The organism is Ilumatobacter fluminis (assembly GCF_004364865.1).
GTDB classification, from domain to species: domain Bacteria; phylum Actinomycetota; class Acidimicrobiia; order Acidimicrobiales; family Ilumatobacteraceae; genus Ilumatobacter; species Ilumatobacter fluminis.
Genome location: NZ_SOAU01000001.1, coordinates 1,496,722 through 1,520,149, shown reverse-complemented (window position 1 = coordinate 1,520,149; position 23,428 = coordinate 1,496,722). Strand labels below are relative to the sequence as shown.

The window sequence follows — 23,428 nt, the reverse complement described above, 5'->3', positions numbered from 1 at the left end:
ATCCGTCTCAGCCGCTGACGCCGCAGGGGAGGTCGCGGTGGATGCAGTTGACGACCTCGTTGCGGAGCTTGTCCTGGTGCCAGGCGTTCCAGAAGTCGGCGTGACCGGACAAGATGTTTCCCGACGACAGCGCCAACTGGTCGAGGTCGTCGACCGGCGGCACCGGGAAGTCGATCGCCAGCTGGAGCTGCGGGATCGGCACCGGATGCGACTCCGGACACTCCCCCGCCGCCGAGTACGCGACGTGCATCGACGGCTTCGGCACGATCGGGCTGCGCTCGTCGACGCCGTTCCAACAGTCCTGGAACGTGATCCACATGCGCAGGCTCGGAGCGCCGGTGCAATCGAACGGCCGGACCTCGCGTCGACCACCCGACTCGCACGACCACGACACGATCGACAGCGGCTGCGGCTCGATCGCCGTGTGGTCGCCGGCGACCATCATCATCCCGGGCGGATACGGCACGACCGTCGTCGGGTCGATGTCGGGTCCGGCGCGGTAGTAGGCCACGGCACGCAGCGGCTCGACGGGCGCACCGTCGGCGCCGACCAGCGTCGGCGTCCAGTACGACGCGGTGTCGGCGAGCTGGTCGCACGTGGTGGCACCTTCGAGCATCTCGTCGTAGGTCGACTCGACCGACACGTCGACCGCACCGAAGAACTGGTGCAGATGACTCGCGCCCGCCGCACCGGGATGGACGATCGGGTCGTCCGGGAGGAATCGGTCGAAGCCGCACTCGACGACGAATTGCCCACGCGTGCCTTGCGGCCCGGTGAGCACCCGGTCGGGCGCGTCGACGGCGACGGCCGGTTCGTCCGACCCCGCAAGTTCGGGGTCGGACGAACCGCAACCGGCGAGCACCGCCACCGCCGTCACGACGGCGACGGCAGCGACGGCTGGTGCGGGACGATCAGCCGTTCGGGAGATCCGGAACGGTGATCGCATCGAGGTCGACGGTGAAGGGAACGTCGGTGGCCGGAGCGGGCGGAGCCGTCTCGGCGTCGGGCATGTTCTCGTGCTCGCCGAGTTCGGGCAGCGGCGCTTCCTGCCACGGCACCTCGCCCGGCAGGTCGGCCTGCTCGGCGAGCCAGCGGGCGACGGCGAGGTCGCCGGCGGCCCAGTCGCCCGATCCCTCACCGTCGCACGGCGCGAGGGTCTCGAGGTCGGTCGGCGCGGTCAGCGTGTGCTCGTTGCCCGAGAAACAGTTGCGGAACGTCGAGATGTCGCCACCGGCAGACGCGAGCGCCAGGTCCGCCTCGCCGCTGTTGGTCACCACGTTGTCGACGACCACGTTGTCGTAGCTGTCCCACAGCAGATCGCCGTCGGGGATGTTGATCGGCTCGTTCTTCTGCTGCTCACACGGCATGTCCCACTCGTCCTCTGTGGGGAGATCGTCGTTCGGCGTCTCCTCCAGGTACGGCACCAGGCCGATGCCGGTGCGGAAGTGGTCGTCGACGCGGTTGCGCTCGATCACGTTGCCGATGCCGCCGGCGATGAGGATGCCGTTGCCCTGGGCGAGCAGCGCCGTGTCGATCGCCGGGGTGTCGCCCTGGTTGTTGTCGTACACCAGGTTGCCGACGATCGTCGTCTCGCGTTCGGGGTAGCAGAGCTCGTAGCTGCCCGAGTTCGGGACGATGCCCGCACGGTTGTTGTGCCACGTCGAGTTGACGATGAGCAGGTTGCCGCCCGAGTTGGTACCCGAGTAGCCGAGACCGTTGTTCGAGGAGATGACGTCGGTGATGACCGCGTCGCACGGGTAGCACTGGCCGATGTAGATACCGGCGTCTCGGCTGCCGATCGTGTGCGAGTACTCGATCTGGCCCTTCACCGAGTCGAAGGCGTAGATGCCGTAGTCACCGGTGCGGTACGTGGTGATGTACGAGGCGCGGTAGCCCTCGGAGGACACCCAGAACAGGCCGTTGTTCGTGTAGTTGACGGTCGTCAGGTTCTCGACGGCGACGCCGTCGGCACCGAGCACGCGGATGCCGTTGTCGAGCTGGAGCTGGCCGTCGAGCACGACGGTGTCGCGGTCGACACCGCGGATCGTCAGCTCGTCGGTCGCCACGTCGACGGCTTCGACGTAGGTGCCGGGCTCGATCATGACGAGTTCGCCCGGCTGGGCCGCGTCGACGGCCGCCTGGATCGTCTCGTACTCCGTCGGGACCCAGTAGACGCCGTCGTCGTCACCCGCCGCAGCGGTCGTCTCCGGCGCCGACGTAGTGTCGGCGGAACCCTCGGTCGTGTCCGGCGTCGGCTCGGCGACGGTGGTCGCAGGCGCCTCCGTCGTGTCCGCAGGTGCGTCGGTGGTGGGCGCGTCGGTCGTGTCGGCCTCGGTGACAGCGGGCGACTCGTCGGTCGATTCACCGTCGCTGCCGCAACTCGCCATCAGCAAGCCCCCACACACAGCCAGTGTTGCGAGTTTCTTCAAGGGTCCTCCTCGGGTGGATGGATCGTGTTCAGCCCGTCACGACGACGGTGCCGACCATGCCCACGGTCTCGTTGCCGTGGATCGAACAGTAGTAACGGAACTCACCAGGCTCGGTGAACACGTGCGAGTAGAAGTCGCCGGGCTGGAAGTCGGCGACTTCGACGCCGAACGGTGCGGCGCTGTCCTGCACGAAGAGGACGTCGTGTTCGTTGATGCCCCGGTTCTCCCAGACGACCTCGTCGCCGACGTTCACCTCGACGACCTGTGGGCGGAACGAGTTGTCGAGCCCGATGACGGGCACGAGCACGCCGGTCGGCTCGACCGGCGCGAGGGTGGTGGCCGGCGCAGCGGTCTCCTCGACGTCGGCGGCGTCGATCGACTCGGTATCGGTGTCGTTGTTGGTGTCGGTTTCGGTGTCGTCGGCGACTTCCGTCGCAGCATCCGCGGGCTCGTCGGCGGGTTCGGCTTGCGCGGCCGCGAAACGCGCCTCGAGCTGTCGTGCGGCGACCCCGGCGTCGTTCGCGTCGTCACCGCAGGCAGCCAGCACGAGGGGCGCCGCGGCGGCGACGAAGGCGGCCTGTCGGAAAAACGTTGTTCTCACGGCGGCACATACTGGCAACGAGAACGCGTGTGTTGCACGTCACACATGCGTTATTCCGAAAACTTCGTTATTGACCAGGGAGGATGTAGGCGCCGAACTCGTCGCGCAGCGTCTTCTTCGAGAACTTGCCGACGCTGGTCTTGGGCACCTCGTCGATGAAGACGACGTCGTCGGGGAGCTGCCACTTGGCGACCTTGTCGGCGAGGTACTCGATGACCTCGTCCTTGGTCACCTCCTCCCCCGGCGCCACCACGACACAGGCGAGCGGTCGCTCCGACCAGCGGGCGTGTGGCACACCGATCACCGCAGCCTCGGCGATCTTCGGGTGCGCCATCAGCTCGTTCTCGAGTTCGACCGATGAGATCCACTCGCCGCCCGATTTGATGAGGTCCTTCGTCCGGTCGACGAGCCGGATCCGGCCGCGCTGGTCGACGGAGGCGACGTCGCCGGTCCGGAGCCAGCCGTCGGCGGTGAAGCTGTCGCCGGCCCGCTCGTCGTTGTAGTAGGTCGCAGCGATCCAGTTGCCTCGGCACTGGAGCTCGCCCGAACTCTCGGCGTCCCACGGCACCGGCTCCTGGGTGTCGGGGTCGACGACCCGCATCTCGACACCGAAGTTGATTCGTCCGACCATCGTGCGCAGCTCGGCCTGCTCCTCCACCGGCAGCGACAGCTCGTCGGCGTCGAGCTGGCACACCGCGGCGATCGGGCTCGTCTCGGTCATGCCCCACGCCTGCAGGATCGGCTTGCCGAGCTGCTCGCGGTACGCCTCCGACAATGCCTTCGGCACCGCCGAACCGCCACACGGGATCGCGCGCAGCGACGAGGTGTCGCGGCCCTTCAGCTCGGGCAACACCTGCATCCAGATGGTCGGCACGCCGGCGGCGACCGTGACCCGCTCGTCGACGACGAGATCGGCGATGGCCGGACCGGACAGGTCGGGGCCCGGCATGACGAGCGTCGAACCGGCGGCGACACCGGCATGGGCGAGCCCCCAGGCGTTGGCGTGGAACATCGGCACGACCGGCAGGATCACGTCGGACTCACGCGCGCCGAGCGAGTCGGCGGTCATCGCTCCCATCGTGTGGAGATAGGTGCTGCGATGGCTGTAGAGCACGCCCTTCGGGTTGCCGGTGGTGCCGCTCGTGTAGCACATGCTCGCCGCGCGGTGCTCGTCGTCGACCGCGAACTCGACCGGCGACGCCGCGGCCAGCAGCTGCTCGTAATCGAGCAGCTCGTGACCGTTCAGATCGTCGGGGATGTCGCCCACCCCGTCGTCCATCAACACGAGGTGCTTCAACCGCTCGAACGTCGGCAACAGCGGCGCCAGCAGCCCGAGCAGCGACCGGTCCACGAAGATCACCTCGTCGTCGGCGTGGTTGACGATGTAGGTCAGCTGCTCCGGGAACAGCCGGATGTTGAGCGTGTGGAGCACCCGGCCGGTGCACGGCGCAGCGAAGTAGAGCTCGAGGTGGCGTGCCGTGTTCCACGCAAAGGTGGCGACCCGACCGTCGTCGGTGATGCCGAGGTCGTCGAGCACGCCGCCGAGTCGGCGGGTGCGTTCGGCCCAGTCGCCGTAGGTGATGCGTTCTCGACCCGACCCGGTGGCCGTCACGATCTCCTTGTGACGGTGGTACTGCTCGGCACGATCGAACAAGTGCGTGATCGTCAACGGAACGTCTTGCATCAACCCCTGCATGACGGAAACGGTAGTCATGCTCCGAAGCGCCCTGCGTGTCGAACCGCACCGTCGGTGCGAGCGGTAGCGTCGGGTCGATGACCGAGGCCGAGACCGCGCCGCTCGAGGCGCCCGACGAACCCGTTCCCTGGTGGGGGCCGGTCGCCGTCGGTGCCTGGGTCGTCCTCGTGATCCTCGGGTACATCGGCACCGCCGTCGCTCCGAGCTGGGCGAACGACAACCCCGAGGGGTTGTTGATGCTCCACAGTCGGGTGCGCCACCTGTTGCTCGCGCTCGGATCCGACATCTCGTGGGTGTCGTACGGCGTCATCGCCGGGCTCCGACTCGGACTCGCCTACGCCGTCTGTCACCTGATCGGCCGTGCGTACGGCACGAAGGTGCTGGTGTGGATGGGGCGCTTCATGGGCGTGCAACGCGACCAGATGAACCAGATGATCCGCATGTTCCACAAGGCCGAGTGGGTCGTCGTCCCGTTCTTCACCGGATCGAACCTCGTCGCGGCGATCACCGGCATCGTCAAGACGAAGATCCCCCGGCTCGTGTTCCTGGTGACGGTCGGCATCGTCCTGCGGCTCTTGCTCTGGTGGTGGGTCGCCCAGATCGCCGACGACGAGATCGACACGGTGCTCGATTTCCTCAACCGCTACCAGACCCCCGCACTCGTGATCGCCATCGGCCTGACCGCTGCCACGGTCGCGCTCAACCTGTGGCGGGGCCGTCGGTTCGAACTCTGACGAACCGGCGGGGTTTCCTGCGTGCCACAATGCCCGCATGGCACAAGTGACCCTTCGCGGTAACCCCTTCAACACCAGCGGCGACCTGCCGGCAGTCGGTTCGTCGGCGCCGTCGTTCAGCCTGGTCGGCAGCGACCTGTCCGAGATCTCGAGCGGCGACCTGTCCGGCAAGAAGGTCGTCCTCAACATCTTCCCGAGCATCGACACCCCGACGTGCGCGCAGAGCGTGCGCCAGTTCAACGAGAAGGCGGCCGGCCTCGACGACACCGTCGTGCTCTGCGTCTCCGAAGATCTGCCGTTCGCCGCCGGCCGCTTCTGTGGCGCCGAGGGCATCGAGAACGTGAAGACCGGTTCGGGCTTCCGCAGCGACTTCGCCGAGCAGTACGGCGTCCGCCTCACCGAGGGCCCGCTCGCCGGCGTGATGGCTCGTGCGGTCGTGGTGGTGGACGAGAACGGCGACGTCGCCTACACCCAGCTGGTCGGTGAGATCGCCGACGAGCCCGACTACGACGCCGCCCTCGCTGCGCTCGGCTGAGCCGAGCCCGCCCGCTCGGCTCGTCCGAGCCCGCTGCTGGTCGTGTGTTCCCGCCGAATCACCCGACCAGCCCGTCCGCTGGTCGGGGCGCCCCCGCCCGGAGCGCCCCGACCCATAGCGGCCATGGTTCCCGCATGTGCACCCCCACAGAGGCACCCTGGGACCCCCTGATACACGATTCTCGAAATTTCTCCGGGTTTCTTCCCCGGCCCGCTCCACCACGCTCACCACCCACCCCGGAGCCCGGACACCCAGGCGATTAAATCCACCAGGCGTCCACCCGTGGACACCCAGGCGATTAAATCCACCAGGCGTCCGGGGCAGCGCCATGCCTCGCTACCCGACGCCACCACCCCCAAGGCCCGGACACCCAGGCGATTAAATCCACCAGGCGTCCACCCGTGGACACCCAGGCGATTTAATCCACCAGGCGTCCGGGGCAGGGCCGGGTCGGACCTCAGACGCCGAGATAGGTGTCGAGCCCGATGACCACGCCGGGGTGGTCGGCGATCCGGCGGCAGGCGAGCAGCACGCCCGGCATGAAGCTGCTGCGGTCGTAGCTGTCCTGACGGATCGTGAGCGATTGCCCTTCGGCACCGAAGATGACGTCCTGGTGGGCGACCATGCCGTGCATGCGCACGCCGTGCACCCGGATGCCGCCCGGACCCGCTCCCCCGCGCGCCCCCGGGTAGACCTCGTGCTCGGTGGGGTCGGGGTTCCACGGCGCGTCACCGCGTGCGGCGGCGATCCGGTCGGCGGTCACCGTCGCCGTCCCCGACGGGGCGTCGACCTTGCGGTCGTGGTGGTACTCGATGATCTCCGCGGTGTCGAAGTGCGGGGCCGCCAGCTCGGCGAAGCGCATCATCAACACCGCGCTGATCGCGAAGTTCGGTGCGATCAGGCAGTGGGCCGGGCCGTCGCCGAACGCCGAACGCAACTCGTCGAGATCGGCGTCCGACCACCCGGTCGTGCCGGTCACGGCGTGGATGCCGTGCATCGCCAGCCAGGGCAGTGCGACGCGGGCGGCATCGGCGACGGTGAAGTCGACAACGACGTCGCACTCGGCGTCGGCGAACGCCTTCAGTTCACCCGACACCGCGATCCCACCACGCTCCTCGCCCGGCGCCGCTCGATCGACGGCCGCGACGAGTTCGAGGTCGTCCGCCCCGGCCACGGCCTCACACGCCGCCGTCCCCATCCGCCCGACCGCTCCGTGCACACCGACTCGCATCATGGGGTGCACGGTACCCGCCCGGGCGCGACGACGCCCGGACGGCGAACCGTCCGGGCGTCGATCAGGATGTCAGGTCGTCAGTGACGATCAGCGGTGACGGCGACGGCCACGGCCGCCGCGGTCGCCACGGTCGCTGCGGGGCTTCTCGCCCGCCGGACCGAGGTCGCCGAGTTCGTCGGCGAGTTCCGCGTCGAAGCTCTCCTCGAACGAGACGGTCTCGACGTCGTCGGACGAGCCGTTGTCGCTCGAGTCGTCGTCCGAGCCACCGTCGCCGTTGCCGCTCGGGGCCTCGACGGCACCGGCCGGGGTCAGGCTGACCTTGCCGCGGTCGTCGATCTCCTCGACGACGACTTCGATCTCCTGGCCGAGCTCGAGCACGTCCTCGACCGACTTGATGCGCTTGCCGCCACCGAGCTTCGAGATGTGCACGAGGCCGTCACGGCCCGGGAGGATGTTGACGAACGCACCGAACTTGGTGATGTTCACGACGCGACCCATGTAGGTCTTGCCGATCTCGGCCTTCGGCGGGTCGACGATGTTCATGATCTGGGTCATCGCCTCTTCCATCCGCCACGCCTCGACGGCGCCGATGGTCACGAAGCCCTGAGCACCGTCGTCGTCGACGCTGATGTCGGCACCGGTCTCCTGCTGGATCGTGTTGATGACCTTGCCCTTGGGGCCGATGACCTCACCGATCTTGTCCATCGGGATGGTGATCGTCTTGATCTTCGGTGCCGTGTCGGCGACCTCGTCGCGCGGGGCGGCGATGGCGGCGTTCATGACCTCGAGGATCTCGGTGCGGGCGACCTTGGCCTGCTCGAGCGCAGCCTTCAGGACGTCGGCGGGGATGCCGTCGATCTTGGTGTCGAGCTGGAGGGCGGTGATCGCGTCGGAGGTACCGGCGACCTTGAAGTCCATGTCACCGAACGCGTCCTCGGCTCCGAGGATGTCGGTCAGGGTGACGTACTGGTCGCCTTCCTTGATGAGACCCATCGCGATGCCGGCGACGGCGCCACGGGTGGGCACACCGGCGTCCATGAGCGAGAGGCTCGAGGAGCAGACCGACGCCATCGACGTCGAACCGTTCGACGACATCACTTCCGACACGAGACGCAGGGTGTAGGCGAAGTCTTCCTGGGTCGGGACGACCGGCAGGACCGCACGGGCGGCGAGCGCACCGTGACCGATCTCGCGACGCTTCGGCGAACCGACACGGCCGGTCTCACCGTTGGCCCACGGCGGCATGTTGTAGTGGTGCAGGTAGCGCTTCTCGTCGTAGGGCGAGAGCGAGTCGATCATCTGGTTCATGCGGGGCATGGCCATGGTGAGGATGTTCATCACCTGGGTCTCGCCACGCTGGAACAGGCCCGAGCCGTGGGCGGTCGGCAGGACGCCGACCTCGGCCGAGACCGGGCGCAGATCGGCGGTGCCACGACCGTCGATGCGGAGGCCCTCGTCGATGATCCGCTTGCGGACCAGCTTCTTGGTGAGGCTGCGGACCGCTTCCTTGACGGCCTTCTCCTGGCCTTCGAACTCGGCGCCCTCGGCGCAGAGCGCCTCGAGAGCCTTCGCCGACGCGGCGTCGGTGGCGGCGTTGCGCTCGTGCTTGCCGGCGATCTTGACCGCTTCGGCGACTTCGTCGGTGACGAGACCCTCGACCGCAGCGAACACCTCAGGGGTGTAGTCGACGGCGGCGTTGAACGACATCGGCTCGATCGGGCCGTGGGTGGCGATGACGCTGGCGACCAGCTGACGCTGGAGGGCGATCGACTCCTTGATCCAGACCTTGCAGGCCTCGAGGGCGTCGGCGAGGACGGCCTCGTCGACCTTCGGAGCGCCGTCTTCGTAGTAGTAGAAGCTCTTCTCGGTACCACCGGCCTCGACCATCATGACGGCGACGTCGCCGTTGTCGAGTTCACGGCCGGCGACGACGATCTCGAAGGTGCCGTCTTCGACTTCCTGGTACGTCGGGTGCGGGATCCAGGTGCCTTCGGTGGTGTAGGCCATGCGGACCGAGCCGAGCGGGCCGTCGAACGGGATGCCCGAGATCGACAGGGCGGCCGAGGCGGCGTTGATCGACAGCACGTCGTGCTGGTTCTCCTGGTCGGCACCGAGGACCGTCGTGACGATCTGAGTCTCGTTGCGGAAGCCTTCGGGGAACGAGGGGCGCAGCGGGCGGTCGGTGAGACGGCAGGTGAGGATCGCTTCCTCGGTCGGGCGGCCTTCACGACGGAAGAACGAACCGGGGATCTTGCCGGCGGCGTAGGCACGCTCTTCGACGTCGACCGTCAACGGGAAGAAATCCATGCCCGGACGGACGTCCTTGGCCGCGTTGGCGGTGGTGAGGACCTTCGTGCCGCCGATCGACGCCACGACGGCGCCCTGGCTCTGCGGGGCGAACTTGCCCGTCTCGAAGGTGAGCGTCTTGTCGGTACCCGAGATGGGTCCGGAGACGCGGATGGGGTCAGCCACGAATGGCTCCTTTCCGGCGCGAGCGCATCGCTTGCGCCGCTCTGGAGCGATCGAGCCGGTTCCCAGTTGGCAAGCCCGTTCTGGCCCGGCGAGGGCCGACGGAGTCGGCAACCGGCAACCAACCCATTGATCGCTCGGTTTGCAGCCCGTGGACCTTCCACGAACCGGCGGTCATCTTACCTGACCTGCACCCCAATGGTGTCGACATGGTGTCGGCACCTCTCATCGGGTCGTCAGGAGCCCGACACGACACAACGCTCCGACGACTCCAACGGATCATGGGCCGACCGCTACCGGGCCGAGCCCTATCCGCTTGCCGGCGCAGGTGCGACACAGCTCACCCGGTGGCGAGTTGTTGGGCGAGCATCACGATGATGCCGCTGGGGCCGCGCACGTACGTCAGTCGGCAGAGGTCCTGGTAGTCGGCGACGCCTCGAAGCGGGTGGCAGCCGTGTTTCGCAGCGATCTCGAGCGCAGCGTCGAGGTCGTCGACCGAGAAGGCCACCCGATGCATGCCGATCTGGTTCGGCACGGCAGGCTCGGGCTCGATCGCATCGGGGTGGATGTACTCGAACAGCTCGATCACGCCGCCCCCGCCGGGAGTCTGCAGCATGGCGATCTTGGTGTGATTACCGTCGAGCGCGACGGCAGTGTCGACCCAGTCACCGCTCACCTCGTCGCGCCCGAGCACCGTCAGCCCGAGGTCGGTGAAGAACGCGATCGCCTCCTCGATGTCACGGACTGCGATCCCGACGTTCGCCAACTCGATCCCCACGCCCGGCACCGTACCCGTGTTCCGTGGCCGATCTAGGCTCACGAGCATGGCGAACCGACCGCGAGACCGCTGGACGCTGGCGGCGGCACTGCTCGGTCTGGTCGCTGTCGCCGCAGCGACGACGATCGCGGCCCTCGCCAACCTCGAGTCGCCATGGGGCTTCGTGGCTTGGGTCGGCGTCGCCGTCGCCATCCTGATGATCGGAACCGTGCTGCTCGTACCGTCGTCGACCCGGCGGTGAACCGATCGGCGCCGACTCGTTCGACGCCGCCCCTCACCGACACCACGGCCATCACCACCGACAACCCGTCGCTCTGACCGGTGTCGGGTTCGCGCGCTCGATGTTCGAGGCGGTCATGCTGGTCGGCGCAGTTCGACCGAGGAGGACCTCATGACGACCGACCAGCCGGGAGTGTTCGGGACACCGCCACCTCCCCCACCACCGCCGCCTCCCCCACCTCCCCCAACGCCGCCCGCACCGCCGATGGAACCCGGCGCGCCTGCCGGAGGCCCGTATCCGGCGACGCTCGAGGTCGACTACCCGGAGCGACTCGGCCGGGCCTCGACGGCGTTCCGGATCATCCTGGTCATCCCGATCGCGATCCTGTTCGACATCCTGTCCGGCGGCGGGACGCAGTGGACCCAGAGCGAGAGTGGCGAATGGACGACCGTGACGACCGGGGGCATTGCCGGCGGCCTGTTCATGGCCACGCTCCTGATGATCCTGTTCAGGAAGCGATACCCGCGCTGGTGGTTCGACTTCGCGCTCGAGCTGACGCGCTTCGGCTACCGCGTCTGGGCCTACGTGGTCCTGCTCACCGACCGGTACCCGTCGACGGAGGATCGCCAGTCGGTGGCCCTCGAGGTCGACTATCCGGACGCCGAGCGAGACCTGATGCGCGGCATGCCGCTCGTGAAGTGGTTCCTCGCGATCCCGCACTACATCGTGCTGGTGTTCCTGGCGATCGGCGCCTTCTTCGCCGTCGTCATCGCCTGGTTCGCGATCATCTTCACCGGCCGATACCCGCGAGGTCTGTTCGACTACGTCGTCGGTGTCGGTCGGTGGTGGCTCCGTGTCAACGCCTACGCCTTCCTCCTCACCACCGACCGCTATCCGCCCTTCTCACTCCGCTGACCGGCTGCTGTCCGAACCGTCGACCCGATGACGTCGGTCGGGGTCGGCTTGCGTACTGTCGCCGGCATGCGTGAAACCGAGGAGCACCGAGCCTTCCGGGCGATGGTGCGCGACTACGTCGAGCGAGAGATCAATCCCAACATCCCCGACTGGGAGGCGGCCGAGATGATGCCGCTCCACGACATCTTCTCGTCGATGGCGAAGCTCGGCATGCTCGGCCTCGAGTACGAACCCGAGTACGACGGCCAGGGCGCCGACCATTTCTTCACCGTCATCCTCGCCGAGGAGTTCGGGCGCTGCGACCACGGCTCGCTCCCGATGGCGCTCGGCGTGCAGGTCGACATGGCGACACCGTCGCTCGCCAAGTTCGGCACGCCGGAACAGAAGCAACAGTTTCTGGCGCCGGCGCTGCGGGGCGAGGCGGTTGCGTCGATCGCCGTCAGCGAACCCGACCACGGCTCCGACGTCGCCGGCATCCGCACCCGCGCAGTCCGCGACGGCGACGAGTGGGTGATCAACGGCTCGAAGATGTGGATCACCAACTCGCTCCAGGCCGACTGGCTGTGCGTGCTGGCCCGCACCTCCGACGAGGGCGGCTATGCCGGGATGAGCCAGATCATCGTCCCGACCGACACGCCCGGCTTCAGCGTGTCGAAGAGGCTCGACAAGCTCGGCATGCGAGCGTCCGACACGGGCCTGCTCAGCTTCGACGACTGCCGCGTGCCGGTCGCCAACACGATCGGCGAGATCGGTCGCGGTTTCCAGCAGCAGATGGCCCAGTTCGTCGTCGAACGGATGTGGGGCGCCTACTCGGTCGTCGGGGCCGGCGAGATCGCCCTCGCACGTACGGCGGAGTACCTCCGCGAGCGGCACGTGTTCGGCGAACCGCTCCTCGCCAAGCAGTACATCCAGTTCAAGCTGACCGAGCTGTCGGCCGAACTCGATCTGCTCCGCACGTACAACCATTCGATCGCCGAGCGGTACCAGGCCGGCGACGACACCACCCGGCAGGCGACGATCGCGAAACTCACCGCGGGTCGCCTGATCCGCAAGATCGCCGACGAGTGCCTGCAGTTCCACGGCGGTATCGGCTACGTCGAGGAGAACTGGACCGCCCGCTTCCTCCGCGACAACCGACTCACCAGCATCGGCGGCGGGGCCGACGAGGTCATGCTCCAGGTGCTTGCCCGCCTCGACGGCTTCACCGCCTAGCTTCGCGGAGATGAGGATCTTCTCATCTCCGTCTCATTCGGCGCCTGCCGTCGTCGACGACGGTGTGCCCATGCACCAGCCGGAGGCAGTCGACCGCACATGATTCGCGTGCTCGGCTTCGTCGGCGTGTTCGTCGCCGCTGTCCTGATCGGGATGGGCATCATTGCGGTCGTTGCTGGTGCCATCGACGACGACCCGACCGACGTCGCACCGATCGAGCTGAGCACGACCACCACCAGCAGCACCACCTCGACGACGACCACGACCGAGCCGACGAGCTCATCGGCCTCGTCCACCGTCGCTTCATCCACGACGACGACCACCACGACGGTGGCTCCGGACTCGACCCCGTCATCGAATCCGGCCGTCACCACCAGACCGTCGGAACAGCCCGCTCCGACCGCGCCGCCTCGGACCGCCCCGCTCCCCGCCCCGGTACCGGCGACGATCGCCGACGATGACGATGACGATGACGCGTATGAGGAACCGGACGAACCCGACGAACCGGACGAGCCCGACGAACCGGACGAGCCCGACGAACCGGACGAACCGGACGAGCCCGACGAGCCCGACGAACCGGACGAACCGGACGAACCGGACGAGCCCGACGAGCCCGACGATGACTGAGGAGGCCGGAGCGGCCCCGTCCCGGTGGTGGTCGTCGATCCGGATCCGGATCGTGGTCGGCTATGTCGTCCTCCTGGCGGCGGCGCTGGCGATCTCGATCCTGTTGACGCGCCAAGTCCTCATGGGCCGACTGGCGAACGAGGTCGATCAGGCCCTCACCCAGGAGGTCGAGGAACTCCGCAAGCTCGCCGAGGGTGACGACCCCGTGACCGGCGAGCCGTTCGGTACCGACGTCGAGGCGATCTTCGACACGTTCCTGCGTCGCAACGTGCCGGCCACCGACGAGGCGTTCTTCACGCTCGTCGGCGGTCAGGGCTTCCTGTCGAGTTTCGATGCACCACGAGCGGTCTGGAACGATCCGGATCTGGCCGCCGAATGGGCGGCCGTCACGGCGCCGTCTCGCAACACCGTGTCGACCGACGTCGGCGAGATGCGCTATCTCGCCGTGCCACTCGGCTCCGCCGGAGACGTGAGCGGGGTGTTCGTCGTCGCCCACTTCACCGACGACGACCGCGACGAGATTCTGGTCGTGGTTCGCGTGCTCACGGTGGCGGGCCTCGTCGTGCTCGTGGCGTCGGCGCTGCTCGCCTGGACGTTGTCGGGTCGCGTCCTGCGCCCGGTTCGTGAACTGACCGCGACGGCGCGCCGGATCTCCGAGACCGACCTGTCGCAGCGGATCGAGGTCACCGGCCACGACGAGCTCGCCCAACTCGGCACGACGTTCAACGAGATGGTCGACCGACTCGAAGCGGGCTTCGACCAGCAGCGTCAGTTCCTCGACGACGTCGCGCACGAACTCCGCACCCCGATCACGATCGTGCAGGGCAACGTCGATCTCCTCGGCGACGACCCGACGGAACGAGCGGCCGGGATCGAGACGATCAACGACGAACTCGATCGCATGAACCGATACGTCACCGACCTCCTGGTGCTGGCGAAAGCGGAGACGGGCGAGTTCCTCCGGTTCGAACCGGTCGATGTCGGCGAACTGGCGACCACGCTGGACGATCGGGTCCGAACACTCGGCGAGCGCGAGTGGGCACTCGTCGGCAACCCCGCTCCGGGCTCGGTGGCACTGCTGGCCGACCGAGCGCGACTCGTGCAGGCGGTGTTGAACCTCGCGTCGAACGCCGTCCAGCACACACGGGCGGGCGACTCGATCACACTCGGCGTCGACACGACTGCCGACGCGGTTCGCATCTGGGTTCTCGACTCGGGCCCCGGCATCGACCCCGACGTCGTCGATCAGCTCTTCGAACGCCGCTTCCGCGGTGCTGCGAGCCGAGCCCACCGCTCGGAAGGCATGGGGATCGGACTCTCGATCGTGGACGCCATCGCCCGCGGCCACGGTGGACACGCCGAGGCAGCCAACGATCCCGCCGGCGGCGCTCGCTTCACCATCGAACTGCCACTCGACCCGATCGCCGAGGAGTTTCCGTGACCCGCATCTTGATCGCCGAGGACGAGGAGCGCATCGTGTCGTTCCTCGAGAAGGGCCTGCGCGCCAACGGCTACAGCACGGTCGCTGTCGGCGACGGCCAGAGTGCCGCCGCCCTCGCGCGCGACGACTCGTTCGATCTCGTCGTGCTCGACCTGGGCCTGCCCGGACTCGACGGGCGAGACGTCCTGCGTGCGGTGCGAGCGCGAGGCGAGCGGCTGCCGATCCTCGTGCTGACCGCCCGCGACGGCGTCGAAGACACCGTCGGCTCGCTCGAACAGGGCGCGGACGACTACATCACCAAACCGTTCCGATTCGAGGAGCTGCTGGCTCGGATCAGGCTGCGTCTCCGAGCCGACGACGCCTCGACCGAGGCAACGGTGCTCGAGGTCGGCGACGTGCAGCTCGACCTGCGATCCCGCCGAGCGACGCACGGCGATCGCACCGTGGAGCTGACCGCTCGCGAGTTCGCACTGCTCGAGACGTTCATGCGCCATCCGAACCACGTGCTGTCACGCGAGCAGTTGCTGTCGCACGTGTGGGGCTACGACTTCGACCCCGGATCGAACGTCGTCGACGTGTACGTGCGGTACCTACGCCGCAAGCTGGGTGAGGACACGATCGAAACCGTGCGCGGCATGGGGTATCGACTGACGGGTTGATCGAGCAGGCGCGGTCGTCGACGGTTCCGTGAGAGGTTTCTCATCGAGTCGTCATCGAGCTCTTATCCCCGGCTCACACGATCGTCGTGTGTTGATCGCAGACCCACTGCTGCCGGCGGCCGTTCACCTCACCGGTGACGGCGCTCCTGATGTGCTCAGGCCTGCCGTGCACGCATCGGGCGGCCGTCTGGTCGACTGCCACACCAGTCAGGTCCAGTACCGGCCGGCATCCGACCTGGTGGTCCGGTATCGATGCCGGATCGAGCGCAATGGTTCGACGATCGACGACACCGTTCTCGCCGGCACCACGACGAACGGGATCCCGACCGGAACGTTGCCGGTGGAGGCCGTGTCGCCGAGCGGCGAGCACCTGAAGGTCGGCGTGTGGCGATGGCCGTTCGATCCCGTTCTGTCGGCCCTCGAGACGATGGTGACACCACACCTCGCAGTGCAGCACCTCGCCGGGCTGGTCGGCGGTCGGCCATCGCTCGAGGTCGTTGCGTACCGCCCGACCGAGCGAGCAGTCGTTCGCGCCACCGGCGACGGCCGGTCGATCTACCTCAAAGTCGTCGCGCCCGCCGCCGTCGACGGCCTCGTCACCCGACACGAGACTCTGGCGGCCGCCGGGCTTCCGGTCCCGAGGGTCGAGGCCTCCGGAACCGGGTGGATCGCGATGGGAGCACTGGAGGGCACGACACTGCGCGACCGGCTGAAGGCCGGCCGATCGGAGCACCCGCCGGCCAATGCCTACCGCGAGCTCATCGACACGATGTCGACGGTCGACCTCGGCGGGCTCCCACCCGTAAGGTCCCGGCTCGACGACGCACCGCACCACGCTGCGATGCTCGCGGCGGTCGAACCGTCGCTCCGCACACGGCTCGACGACCTGATCGGGCAGTTGACGGCCTCGGCGCCCGCCCCGACAGTCGCCACCGCACACGGCGACCTCCACGAATCGCAGCTGGTCGTCGACGACGAGCGGATCATCGGGTTGCTCGACATCGACGACGCCGGCCCGGGCGACCCGCTCGACGACGCCGGCACGCTCCTCGCTCACCTCCGGTTCCGCGCGCTCGCCGCCGACGATCCGTCGATCGACGCCGTCGCCGACGGGATCCGTTCGGCGATGTGCCGGCGGTTCACGCCAGCCGACCTCGATCATCGGGTCGCCGGTGTGCTGATCGGACTGGCGACCGGACCGTTCCGTCTGCAACACGAGGACTGGCGACGCACGACCGACGCCGTCGTCGATCTGGCCGAACGCCATCTGGAGGCCGCCACATGAGAGATGTCTCAGCGGCGCCTCACCGGCGTCACACGACCGCCCCGCACCATGAGTCTCAGCCCGGGCCAGCCGGGATCAGCCACCGAGAGGAACAGCCATGAACAGCAAGAAGATCGACTGGAAGATCGCAGCGACCGTCGGCACGATCACCGGCGTCGCGATCGGCGGCTTCGCCATCGCCGCACCGTCCGAATCCCCGTCCCTGCCCGACAGTGTCGTGCTCGACGAGCAGGTCGTGTCGGTGCCCCGGCTGTCGGCGCCGGTGATCCCGACGACGTCGACTGACTTCGCGTCGGCGGCAACGGTCGCCCCCACCACGACGGTGGTATCCGACTCCCCGACGACGTCATCGGTCCCGCCCACGACCGTCGCGGACGAGGTATCGGCACCGTCGCCGCTGTCGGCCCCGAGCGTCGCCGCCCCGACCACCACCGGTCAGGCCGACGAGGCCGACTCCCCCATGAGCCCGGTCAGCCCGATGTCGCCCGTGAGCCCGGTGTCCCCGGTCAGCCCCGTGTCACCCGTCAGCCCGGTCAGCCCCGTGTCCCCGGTCAGCCCGGTCAGCCCCGTGTCGCCGGTCAGCCCGGTCAGCCCTGTGTCACCCGTGAGCCCCGCGTCGCCGGTCAGCCCCGTGTCCCCGGTCAGCCCAGCATCGCCGGCGAGCGTCGACTCACCCGACTCGGCCGACTGACCGAACGTCCCGCAGAACCGAACGAGCCCGGGCCGCCCGCGCCCGGGCTCCTTCGCGCCCACGGCCGAGACGCCCGGTGTCTCCCCTGAAGCGGACACCTGGTCGATTGAATCGCCTCGGCGTCCACCCGTGGACACCTGGTGGATTGAATCGCCTGGGCGTCCGAGCCTCGGGGTGCGGCACCGCAGCGGCCGGGCCCCACACGCGGACGAACCCGGGCCCTGCGGGTCCCGGGTTCGTTCAGTTCACAGCGTTCGCTGACTCCGGATCAGATCGTGCGATCTGCCCGGCGTCGGGTCAGCGGCGCAGGCCGAGGTCGGCGATGAGGGCGCGGTAGCGCTCCACGTCGACCTCGTTGAGGTAGTCGAGCAGACGGCGACGACGACCGACCAGCATCAGCAGCCCGCGGCGGCTGTGGTGGTCCTTCGGGTGCGTCTTGAGGTGCTCGGTGAGGTGAGCGATGCGGTCCGAGAGGAGCGCGATCTGGACTTCGGGGGAACCGGTGTCACCGTCGGACTTGCCATACTTCGCGACGATGTCGGCCTTGGGCGTGAGCGCCATGGGGAACTGCCTTCCTGGTTTGGAGGTCGCGCCGCCCCGGTCGGAGCGGTCGCATCACGCCGAAGGTTTGGCCTCGACGGACCCTGCAAGGCTACGGCCGCCGGTGCCGCCAGACAACCGATACCCTCCGCGCCGTGACCACTGTGCCGGGCATCCGTGTCGATAGCGCATCGAAGCGGTTCGGCGACCTCGAGGCGCTGGCCCCCGTCGAACTCTCGATCGACGCCGGCGAGATCGTGACGCTGATCGGCCCCAGCGGATGCGGCAAGACGACGCTGCTCCGCATGATCGCCGGACTCGAACGTCCGACCGGCGGCTCGATCACGATCGACGGGTCGACGCCTGACGCCGCACGGAAGGCGAAGCGGATCGGGTTCATCCCGCAATCCCCGGCGCTCCTGCCCTGGCGCACCGTGGAGGCCAACGCCCGGCTGCTGCTCGATCTCAACTCGTCCGCGAACCCGGCGGCCCCGCCCGATCCGATCGATCTGTTGGAGCGGGTCGGGCTGGGCGAGTTCCGCCAGGCGTACCCACACGAGTTGTCGGGTGGCATGCAGCAGCGGGTGGGTCTGGTCCGGGCCTTCGCGCTCGGCGCGCGCTACCTGCTGATGGACGAGCCGTTCGCCGCGCTCGACGAGATCACACGGGCCGACATGCGACACCTGCTCGCCGAGCTGTGCGAGCCGACCGGTGCCGCCGTCGTGTTCGTGACGCACTCGCTCGCCGAGGCCGTCTTCCTCTCCGATCGCGTCGCCGTGATGCGCCCACGCCCGGGCTCGATCGTCGACACGATCGACGTCGGGCTCCCCCGCCCGCGCCGCCCCGAGCTGGAGGACGACCCGCGCTTCTTCGCGCTCGAGTCGTCGCTGCGCACGACGCTGATGTCCGGAGCCGGCCGTGAGTGAGCGTCGCAGCAACACCGCGCTGTGGACGGTGATCGGCACCGTCGTGCTGATCGGGTTCTGGGAGACGATCGTTCGACTGCTCGACGTGCGGCCCATGGTCTTGCTCGCTCCGAGCAGGATCGTGTCGACGTTCGTCGACGATCCCGGGCCGTACCTCCAGGACGCCTGGATCACCGGGCGCCATCTCGTATACGGGTTGGCGATCTCGCTCGCGATCTCGCTCCTGATCGGAGCGGCGCTGGCGGCGATCCGTCCGCTCGAACACGCCTCGCAACCGATGCTCGTCCTCATCATGGTCACCCCGTGGGTGGCCTACATCACCTCCGTTGTCCTCATCGTCGGGAGCGGCCAGCGCGCGGTCGTGTTCCTCGTGGCGTTCGTGACGATCCCGGCGTTCGTGTACGCCACGGTGGGCGGCATGCGATCGGCCGATCCGGCGGCTCGAGAGTTGTTCGCCTCGATCGACGCCTCGAAGTGGGAGGTACTGTGGCGACTGCGTCTGCCATCGGCACTGCCGTCGTTGTTCACGGCGATGCGCTTCAACATCGGTCTCGGGCTCGGCGCCGCCTATTTCGCCGAGGGGGCCGCCCTCCGACTCGACGGGCTGGGTGACACCGGCCGCCGCGCTGCCTCGTTCAGCGATGGCGAGGGCCTCTGGACGACGATCCTGTGCACCGCCGTGCTCGGGCTGCTCGCCCAGGTCATCGTCGCCGTCGTCGAGCGCTCGACGCTGCGCTGGCACCAGTCACAGCGCTGAGTGCGGCGGAGTGAGTTCGGTTTCCGAACCGAACCCTCCTACACTCCCCCAGACCATTCGCGCGACCTCGCTCGCACCGACCCGACGTCTGGAAGAACCCGATGATGCGTTCCACGATCGCCCTGCTGGCAGCCGCCTCGATCACCCTCGCCGCGTGCGGCGGTGACGACGACGCGTCGGCCGACACGACCGACACCGGCGATACGACCGACACGACCGCAGCGTCCGACACGACCACAGCGTCGGGCGGCGACTCGCTCGAGGTAGTCGCCGGCGAGGCGTTCCCCGAGGAGCGGTGCGAGGCGAACCAGGCTGCCGGCACGATCGGCTACCTGACCGGGTTCGACTACGCAGCGGCGGCATCGATCATCGAGGTCCTCGTCGCCGACCAGGCCGGCTACTACGACGACCTGTGCCTCGACGTCGAGATCACCCCGAGCTTCTCGACCGCGAACTATCCGCTCGTCGCTGCGAACCAGGCCCAGTTCGCGTCGTCGGGGTCGTTCTCCGAGCTCGCCACCCAGGCCGAGTCGAACGAGGCCGACCTCGTGGCGCTGACCGTCGACGGCTACGTGGCGGTCGACGTCCTCATGGTGAAGCCCGATCGGGCCACCTCGCTCGACGAGCTGGCCGGCCAGACGATCGGGATCAAGGGTGCGCTCGCTCCGGCGATCGCCGTCATGCTCCGACAGGAGGCCGACCTGGTCGAGGGTGACGACTTCCAGACCGCGTTGCTCGACGGCTTCGACCCATTCGCCCACTGGGCGATCGAGGAGATCGCGGCGCTGCCCGGTTGGCGCAGCAACGAGCCGGGCGCTCTGGAGCGCGGCGGCGAAGTGTTCGATCTCTACGACCCGGCCGACTTCGACGTGCCGGGCTCGTTCGGCCTCATCTACACGAACGCCGAGTTCCTCGCCGAGCACCCGACCGCCGCCGAGGATTTCATGCGGGCGACCTTGCAGGGTCTCGCCGACACGATCGCCGACCCGGCCGCTGCCGCCGCGGCCGCGTTCGAGCTGGTCGAGGCGAACGGCAACTCGAACTTCCTGACGATCGAGGGCGAGACCTTCCGAGTCGAGACCGACGCAGCGGCGATCGTCGCGTCGACGCCGGACGGGTCGTTCCCGGGCGTCGTCGTCCCCGAGGAGCTCGCCGCACAGATCGCCGCCTACGACGAGGTCGGCTTCTACGGCGACGCCGGCGCTCCGTCGGTCGAAGGCCGCTACGACGCCGACCTGGCTGCCGGCCTCTACGACGCCGACGGCCAGATCATCTGGCCCGGCTGACCCTCCAGCGACGAATGGGGTCGGATACGTCTCGTCGGTCCCGACGAAACGTATCCGACCCCATTCGTCCGGCGGTCAGACGCCGAGGAGTTCTTTGGCGTGGTCGACGTCGGCGTTGAGCTGGGCGACGAGGGCGTCGATGCCGTCGAACTTGCGCTCGGAGCGCAGGAAGTTGGTGAACCGGATCTTGGCCGCCTCGCCGTAGAGGTCGCCCTCGAAGCCGATCAGGTGGGCTTCGAGCAGTGACGAGTCGGCGTGCTCGTAGAACGTGGGACGACGACCGAGGTTGATCGCGCACGGATGCGTCGTACCGTCGGGCCGCTCGTACCATCCGGCATAGACACCGTCGGCAGGCAGGCAGGTGCGGTTCGGCACCTCCACGTTCGCCGTCGGGAAACCCAACAGCCGGCCCCGCTGATCGCCCTGGACGACCTTGCCGCGTGCCTCGAACGGACGGGTGAGCATCGCCGATGCCATCTCGACGTTGCCGCCGGCGAGCGCGCGGCGGATCGCCGTACTGCTGACCGGCTCGTCGACTCCGTCGGCGCGTGGGATCAGCACGACCGGCGCGACCTCGAAGCCGTATGTCTTGCCCACCTCACGGAGAAGCTCGACGTTGCCTTCCCGGTTGCGGCCGAAATGGAAGTCGGCACCGACCACGATCAGCTTGGTCGACAGGCACCGCACGAGCACCCGTTCGATGAACGAGATCGGCGCTTCCTGCGACTGCGCTTCGTCGAAGGGCAGCACGACCGCAGCGTCGATCCCGGTCGCCTCGAGCAGTTCCATGCGCTGCTCGTGGTCGGTCAGGAGCTTCGGCGCCGATTCGGGCCGGACGATGACGGCCGGGTGGCGGTCGAAGGTGACGACGGCGGATCGGCGCCCGGTTCGCTTCGCCTGTTCGACGACCTCGGCGATCACCGTCTGGTGTCCGAGATGGAGTCCGTCGTAGGCGCCGATCGTGATGACGGCGTCCTCGCCCGGAAACGGAATCAGGGAGCAATCGGTGACGACCTGCACGTCGCACGACGCTAGCGGCAGGCCGGCGCCACTGCTGATTCGGGCGATCTCCGGCGGTCAGCGCTGGGCGGTCGGGAGCACGACGGCCGGCTTGGCCTGACCGTCGCCGAACGACTCGTAGACGGCGATCAAGGTGTCGTCGGGTCCGAACACCGCCCACGGTCCGTCGCCCATCTCGATCGGGCGGGGCAGGACCCGGCCGTTGGCGACGAGCGCGGCCAGGTTGTCGTCGGCCGGGACCCGTGCCAGCCCGCGCACGGCGGTCGACACCGGAAGGAGTTCGCAGTCGTCCGGCCCGGCGGCCTCGGCAAGGGTGAACTCGCCGACCGCCGTCCGCCGCAGGTTGCGGAGGTGGGCGCCACCGCCGAGCAGGTGACCGAGGTCGGCGGCGAGCGTGCGGACGTAGGTGCCCGCCGACGAGGTGACGTCGATCGACAACACGCCGGGCTCGGGTCGGCCGGTGACCCGGAACTCGTGGATCGTGACCGGGCGTGGTGGACGCTCGACCTCGATCCCCTCGCGAGCGAGTTCGTGCAGCCGCTTCCCGTCGATCTTGATGGCCGACACCATCGGCGGGACCTGTTCGATCGGACCGGTCAGGTGCTCGTCGACGACGGTCTGGGCCTGCTCGACGCTGATGTCGCCCATGTCGTGCGTCGCCGTGACCTCGCCGGCTGCGTCGAGCGTCGACGTCTCGGTGCCGAGCACGACCTCACCCTCGTAGCGCTTCGTCGTCTTCTCGATGAACCGGAGGAGCTTGGTCGACATGCCGACGGCGACGACGAGCACGCCGGTCGCGTCGGGATCGAGGGTGCCGGCGTGGCCGACCTGGCGCTCACCGAACCGTTTGCGCAGCATGCCGACGACGTCGTGGCTGGTGACGCCGGCGGGTTTGTCGACGACGCACAACCCGTGGGTCGTCGCCGGCTTGCGGCGGGCCATCAGCTCTCGCTGCGACGCTGACGGTCTTCGCGGAGGATGTCGTCGATTCGCTCGGCCGAACGGAGGGCGATGTCGGCCTGGAAGTCGAGGATCGGGGTCTTCTTGGCGCGGATCTGCTTGCCGATCGACGACTGGAGTCGGGTGCGATGGTCGTTCAGCGCCTCGATGATCTCGTCGTCGCCTTCCTCACCGGCGAGCGAGTCGAAGTAGACGTGGGCGCGGTTCAGTTCGTTGTCGACGTCGATGCCGGTGACGGTGACGAACTCGAGACGTTCGTCGTCGATGCGAACCAGTTCCTCGGCGATGATCTCGCGCAGGGTCTCCCCCACCCGAGCCGACCGCGGGTATCGATGCCCACCGGAGTTGCGTCCACGTGCCATACCGAGACCCTACCGACGACAACGGTCGGTTGATGTCAGACATCAACCGAC

Annotated in this window: 25 protein-coding genes; 12 read left to right on the top strand and 13 right to left on the bottom strand. The window is 68.4% G+C overall.

All coding sequences use genetic code 11. The features are described 5' to 3' along the window. Positions 1–7: 7 nt before the first annotated feature. From BDK89_RS06840 to BDK89_RS06825, 4 genes are all read right to left on the bottom strand, one after another. Entirely contained in the window at positions 8–946 is a 939-nt protein-coding gene (locus BDK89_RS06840) for a DUF1996 domain-containing protein (RefSeq protein ID WP_133868232.1), read from the bottom strand. Next, entirely contained in the window at positions 912–2,387 is a 1,476-nt protein-coding gene (locus tag BDK89_RS06835; RefSeq protein ID WP_133868231.1) for a right-handed parallel beta-helix repeat-containing protein, read from the bottom strand. Before BDK89_RS06835 ends, BDK89_RS06840 begins: the two co-directional genes overlap by 35 nt. Positions 2,388–2,457: 70 nt before the next feature. Further along, positions 2,458–3,030, bottom strand: coding sequence for a cupredoxin domain-containing protein (locus BDK89_RS06830; RefSeq protein WP_166657433.1), 573 nt, complete (start codon positions 3,028–3,030; stop codon positions 2,458–2,460). A 67-nt stretch (positions 3,031–3,097) separates the two neighbouring features. Continuing rightward, positions 3,098–4,726, bottom strand: a complete 1,629-nt coding sequence (locus BDK89_RS06825) for a long-chain fatty acid--CoA ligase (protein WP_133868229.1) — start codon at positions 4,724–4,726, stop codon at positions 3,098–3,100. Between the two features lie 77 nt (positions 4,727–4,803). Between BDK89_RS06825 and BDK89_RS06820 the strand changes: the two genes are divergently transcribed. Beyond that, complete coding sequence (locus BDK89_RS06820; RefSeq protein ID WP_133868228.1) at positions 4,804–5,460, top strand: hypothetical protein; 657 nt, start codon at positions 4,804–4,806, stop codon at positions 5,458–5,460. A 37-nt stretch (positions 5,461–5,497) separates the two neighbouring features. Further along, a complete protein-coding gene (gene tpx, locus BDK89_RS06815; RefSeq protein ID WP_133868227.1) occupies positions 5,498–5,995 on the top strand; it encodes a thiol peroxidase in 498 nt (165 codons plus the stop codon). Between the two features lie 457 nt (positions 5,996–6,452). Here the strand turns inward: tpx and dapB are convergent, their stop codons facing one another. The 3 genes from dapB to BDK89_RS06800 form a co-directional block, all read right to left on the bottom strand. After that, positions 6,453–7,226 (bottom strand): 4-hydroxy-tetrahydrodipicolinate reductase, encoded by a 774-nt coding sequence (dapB, locus tag BDK89_RS06810; protein ID WP_133871007.1) that lies wholly within the window; start codon positions 7,224–7,226, stop codon positions 6,453–6,455. A 90-nt stretch (positions 7,227–7,316) separates the two neighbouring features. After that, positions 7,317–9,701 (bottom strand): polyribonucleotide nucleotidyltransferase, encoded by a 2,385-nt coding sequence (locus BDK89_RS06805; protein ID WP_133868226.1) that lies wholly within the window; start codon positions 9,699–9,701, stop codon positions 7,317–7,319. Positions 9,702–10,038: 337 nt separating this feature from the next. Beyond that, positions 10,039–10,476 carry a VOC family protein gene (locus BDK89_RS06800; RefSeq protein ID WP_133868225.1) on the bottom strand — a complete coding sequence of 146 codons (438 nt, stop codon included), beginning with the start codon at positions 10,474–10,476 and terminating at the stop codon, positions 10,039–10,041. Positions 10,477–10,522: 46 nt separating this feature from the next. Here BDK89_RS06800 and BDK89_RS06795 point away from each other — a divergent pair, with 46 nt between their 5' ends. From BDK89_RS06795 to BDK89_RS06765, 7 genes are all read left to right on the top strand, one after another. Continuing rightward, complete coding sequence (locus tag BDK89_RS06795) at positions 10,523–10,717, top strand: hypothetical protein (RefSeq protein WP_133868224.1); 195 nt, start codon at positions 10,523–10,525, stop codon at positions 10,715–10,717. A 243-nt stretch (positions 10,718–10,960) separates the two neighbouring features. Next, a complete protein-coding gene (locus BDK89_RS06790; RefSeq protein WP_133871006.1) occupies positions 10,961–11,611 on the top strand; it encodes a DUF4389 domain-containing protein in 651 nt (216 codons plus the stop codon). Between the two features lie 66 nt (positions 11,612–11,677). Continuing rightward, positions 11,678–12,823 (top strand): acyl-CoA dehydrogenase family protein, encoded by a 1,146-nt coding sequence (locus BDK89_RS06785; RefSeq protein ID WP_133868223.1) that lies wholly within the window; start codon positions 11,678–11,680, stop codon positions 12,821–12,823. 99 nt (positions 12,824–12,922) lie between these two features. Beyond that, positions 12,923–13,450, top strand: a complete 528-nt coding sequence (locus BDK89_RS22380; protein WP_133868222.1) for a hypothetical protein — start codon at positions 12,923–12,925, stop codon at positions 13,448–13,450. Beyond that, complete coding sequence (locus tag BDK89_RS06775; RefSeq protein WP_133868221.1) at positions 13,443–14,891, top strand: sensor histidine kinase; 1,449 nt, start codon at positions 13,443–13,445, stop codon at positions 14,889–14,891. Before BDK89_RS22380 ends, BDK89_RS06775 begins: the two co-directional genes overlap by 8 nt. Continuing rightward, positions 14,888–15,550 carry a response regulator transcription factor gene (locus tag BDK89_RS06770; protein ID WP_133868220.1) on the top strand — a complete coding sequence of 221 codons (663 nt, stop codon included), beginning with the start codon at positions 14,888–14,890 and terminating at the stop codon, positions 15,548–15,550. The genes BDK89_RS06775 and BDK89_RS06770 overlap by 4 nt, the downstream gene beginning before the upstream one ends. 88 nt (positions 15,551–15,638) lie before the next feature. Next, positions 15,639–16,835, top strand: coding sequence for a phosphotransferase family protein (locus BDK89_RS06765; protein WP_133868219.1), 1,197 nt, complete (start codon positions 15,639–15,641; stop codon positions 16,833–16,835). A 75-nt stretch (positions 16,836–16,910) separates the two neighbouring features. Here BDK89_RS06765 and BDK89_RS06760 read toward each other — a convergent pair whose 3' ends face one another. The 3 genes from BDK89_RS06760 to rpsO all read right to left on the bottom strand — a co-directional run bounded on the left by BDK89_RS06760 (position 16,911) and on the right by rpsO (position 18,087). Beyond that, complete coding sequence (locus BDK89_RS06760) at positions 16,911–17,150, bottom strand: hypothetical protein (RefSeq protein WP_133868218.1); 240 nt, start codon at positions 17,148–17,150, stop codon at positions 16,911–16,913. Positions 17,151–17,270: 120 nt separating this feature from the next. Further along, positions 17,271–17,624 carry a hypothetical protein gene (locus tag BDK89_RS06755; protein WP_208293989.1) on the bottom strand — a complete coding sequence of 118 codons (354 nt, stop codon included), beginning with the start codon at positions 17,622–17,624 and terminating at the stop codon, positions 17,271–17,273. Positions 17,625–17,823: 199 nt separating this feature from the next. After that, entirely contained in the window at positions 17,824–18,087 is a 264-nt protein-coding gene (rpsO, locus tag BDK89_RS06750; protein WP_133868216.1) for a 30S ribosomal protein S15, read from the bottom strand. 134 nt (positions 18,088–18,221) lie between these two features. On the opposite strand from rpsO, the gene BDK89_RS06745 reads away from it, so the two are divergent. The 3 genes from BDK89_RS06745 to BDK89_RS06735 all read left to right on the top strand — a co-directional run bounded on the left by BDK89_RS06745 (position 18,222) and on the right by BDK89_RS06735 (position 21,035). After that, positions 18,222–18,992, top strand: a complete 771-nt coding sequence (locus BDK89_RS06745; RefSeq protein WP_208293988.1) for an ABC transporter ATP-binding protein — start codon at positions 18,222–18,224, stop codon at positions 18,990–18,992. Continuing rightward, the gene (locus BDK89_RS06740) at positions 18,985–19,749 is read left to right on the top strand and encodes an ABC transporter permease (protein WP_133868215.1); all 765 of its coding nucleotides are present in this window, start codon (positions 18,985–18,987) and stop codon (positions 19,747–19,749) included. The genes BDK89_RS06745 and BDK89_RS06740 overlap by 8 nt, the downstream gene beginning before the upstream one ends. Positions 19,750–19,850: 101 nt before the next feature. Continuing rightward, positions 19,851–21,035 (top strand): ABC transporter substrate-binding protein, encoded by a 1,185-nt coding sequence (locus BDK89_RS06735; protein ID WP_133868214.1) that lies wholly within the window; start codon positions 19,851–19,853, stop codon positions 21,033–21,035. 75 nt (positions 21,036–21,110) lie between these two features. On the opposite strand, the gene BDK89_RS06730 is transcribed toward BDK89_RS06735, so the two are convergent. The 3 genes from BDK89_RS06730 to rbfA are packed head-to-tail and all read right to left on the bottom strand — an operon-like array spanning position 21,111 to position 23,377. Further along, entirely contained in the window at positions 21,111–22,055 is a 945-nt protein-coding gene (locus tag BDK89_RS06730) for a bifunctional riboflavin kinase/FAD synthetase (protein ID WP_166657432.1), read from the bottom strand. 57 nt (positions 22,056–22,112) lie between these two features. Then, positions 22,113–22,997, bottom strand: a complete 885-nt coding sequence (gene truB / locus BDK89_RS06725; RefSeq protein ID WP_133868212.1) for a tRNA pseudouridine(55) synthase TruB — start codon at positions 22,995–22,997, stop codon at positions 22,113–22,115. Beyond that, a complete protein-coding gene (gene rbfA, locus BDK89_RS06720; protein ID WP_133868211.1) occupies positions 22,997–23,377 on the bottom strand; it encodes a 30S ribosome-binding factor RbfA in 381 nt (126 codons plus the stop codon). Before rbfA ends, truB begins: the two co-directional genes overlap by 1 nt. Between the last annotated feature and the right edge of the window lie 51 nt (positions 23,378–23,428).

Coding starts and splice junctions, on each gene's coding strand:
- truB (WP_133868212.1), bottom strand. CDS start 22,997: ATGGCCCGCCGCAAGCCGGCGACGACCCACGGGTTGTGCGTCGTCGAC.
- BDK89_RS06825 (WP_133868229.1), bottom strand. CDS start 4,726: ATGCAGGGGTTGATGCAAGACGTTCCGTTGACGATCACGCACTTGTTC.
- BDK89_RS06790 (WP_133871006.1), top strand. CDS start 10,961: ATGGAACCCGGCGCGCCTGCCGGAGGCCCGTATCCGGCGACGCTCGAG.
- dapB (WP_133871007.1), bottom strand. CDS start 7,226: ATGCGAGTCGGTGTGCACGGAGCGGTCGGGCGGATGGGGACGGCGGCG.
- rpsO (WP_133868216.1), bottom strand. CDS start 18,087: ATGGCGCTCACGCCCAAGGCCGACATCGTCGCGAAGTATGGCAAGTCC.
- BDK89_RS06785 (WP_133868223.1), top strand. CDS start 11,678: ATGCGTGAAACCGAGGAGCACCGAGCCTTCCGGGCGATGGTGCGCGAC.
- BDK89_RS06835 (WP_133868231.1), bottom strand. CDS start 2,387: ATGGCGAGTTGCGGCAGCGACGGTGAATCGACCGACGAGTCGCCCGCT.
- BDK89_RS22380 (WP_133868222.1), top strand. CDS start 12,923: ATGATTCGCGTGCTCGGCTTCGTCGGCGTGTTCGTCGCCGCTGTCCTG.
- BDK89_RS06735 (WP_133868214.1), top strand. CDS start 19,851: ATGATGCGTTCCACGATCGCCCTGCTGGCAGCCGCCTCGATCACCCTC.
- BDK89_RS06820 (WP_133868228.1), top strand. CDS start 4,804: ATGACCGAGGCCGAGACCGCGCCGCTCGAGGCGCCCGACGAACCCGTT.
- BDK89_RS06775 (WP_133868221.1), top strand. CDS start 13,443: ATGACTGAGGAGGCCGGAGCGGCCCCGTCCCGGTGGTGGTCGTCGATC.
- BDK89_RS06795 (WP_133868224.1), top strand. CDS start 10,523: ATGGCGAACCGACCGCGAGACCGCTGGACGCTGGCGGCGGCACTGCTC.
- BDK89_RS06840 (WP_133868232.1), bottom strand. CDS start 946: ATGCGATCACCGTTCCGGATCTCCCGAACGGCTGATCGTCCCGCACCA.
- rbfA (WP_133868211.1), bottom strand. CDS start 23,377: ATGGCACGTGGACGCAACTCCGGTGGGCATCGATACCCGCGGTCGGCT.
- tpx (WP_133868227.1), top strand. CDS start 5,498: ATGGCACAAGTGACCCTTCGCGGTAACCCCTTCAACACCAGCGGCGAC.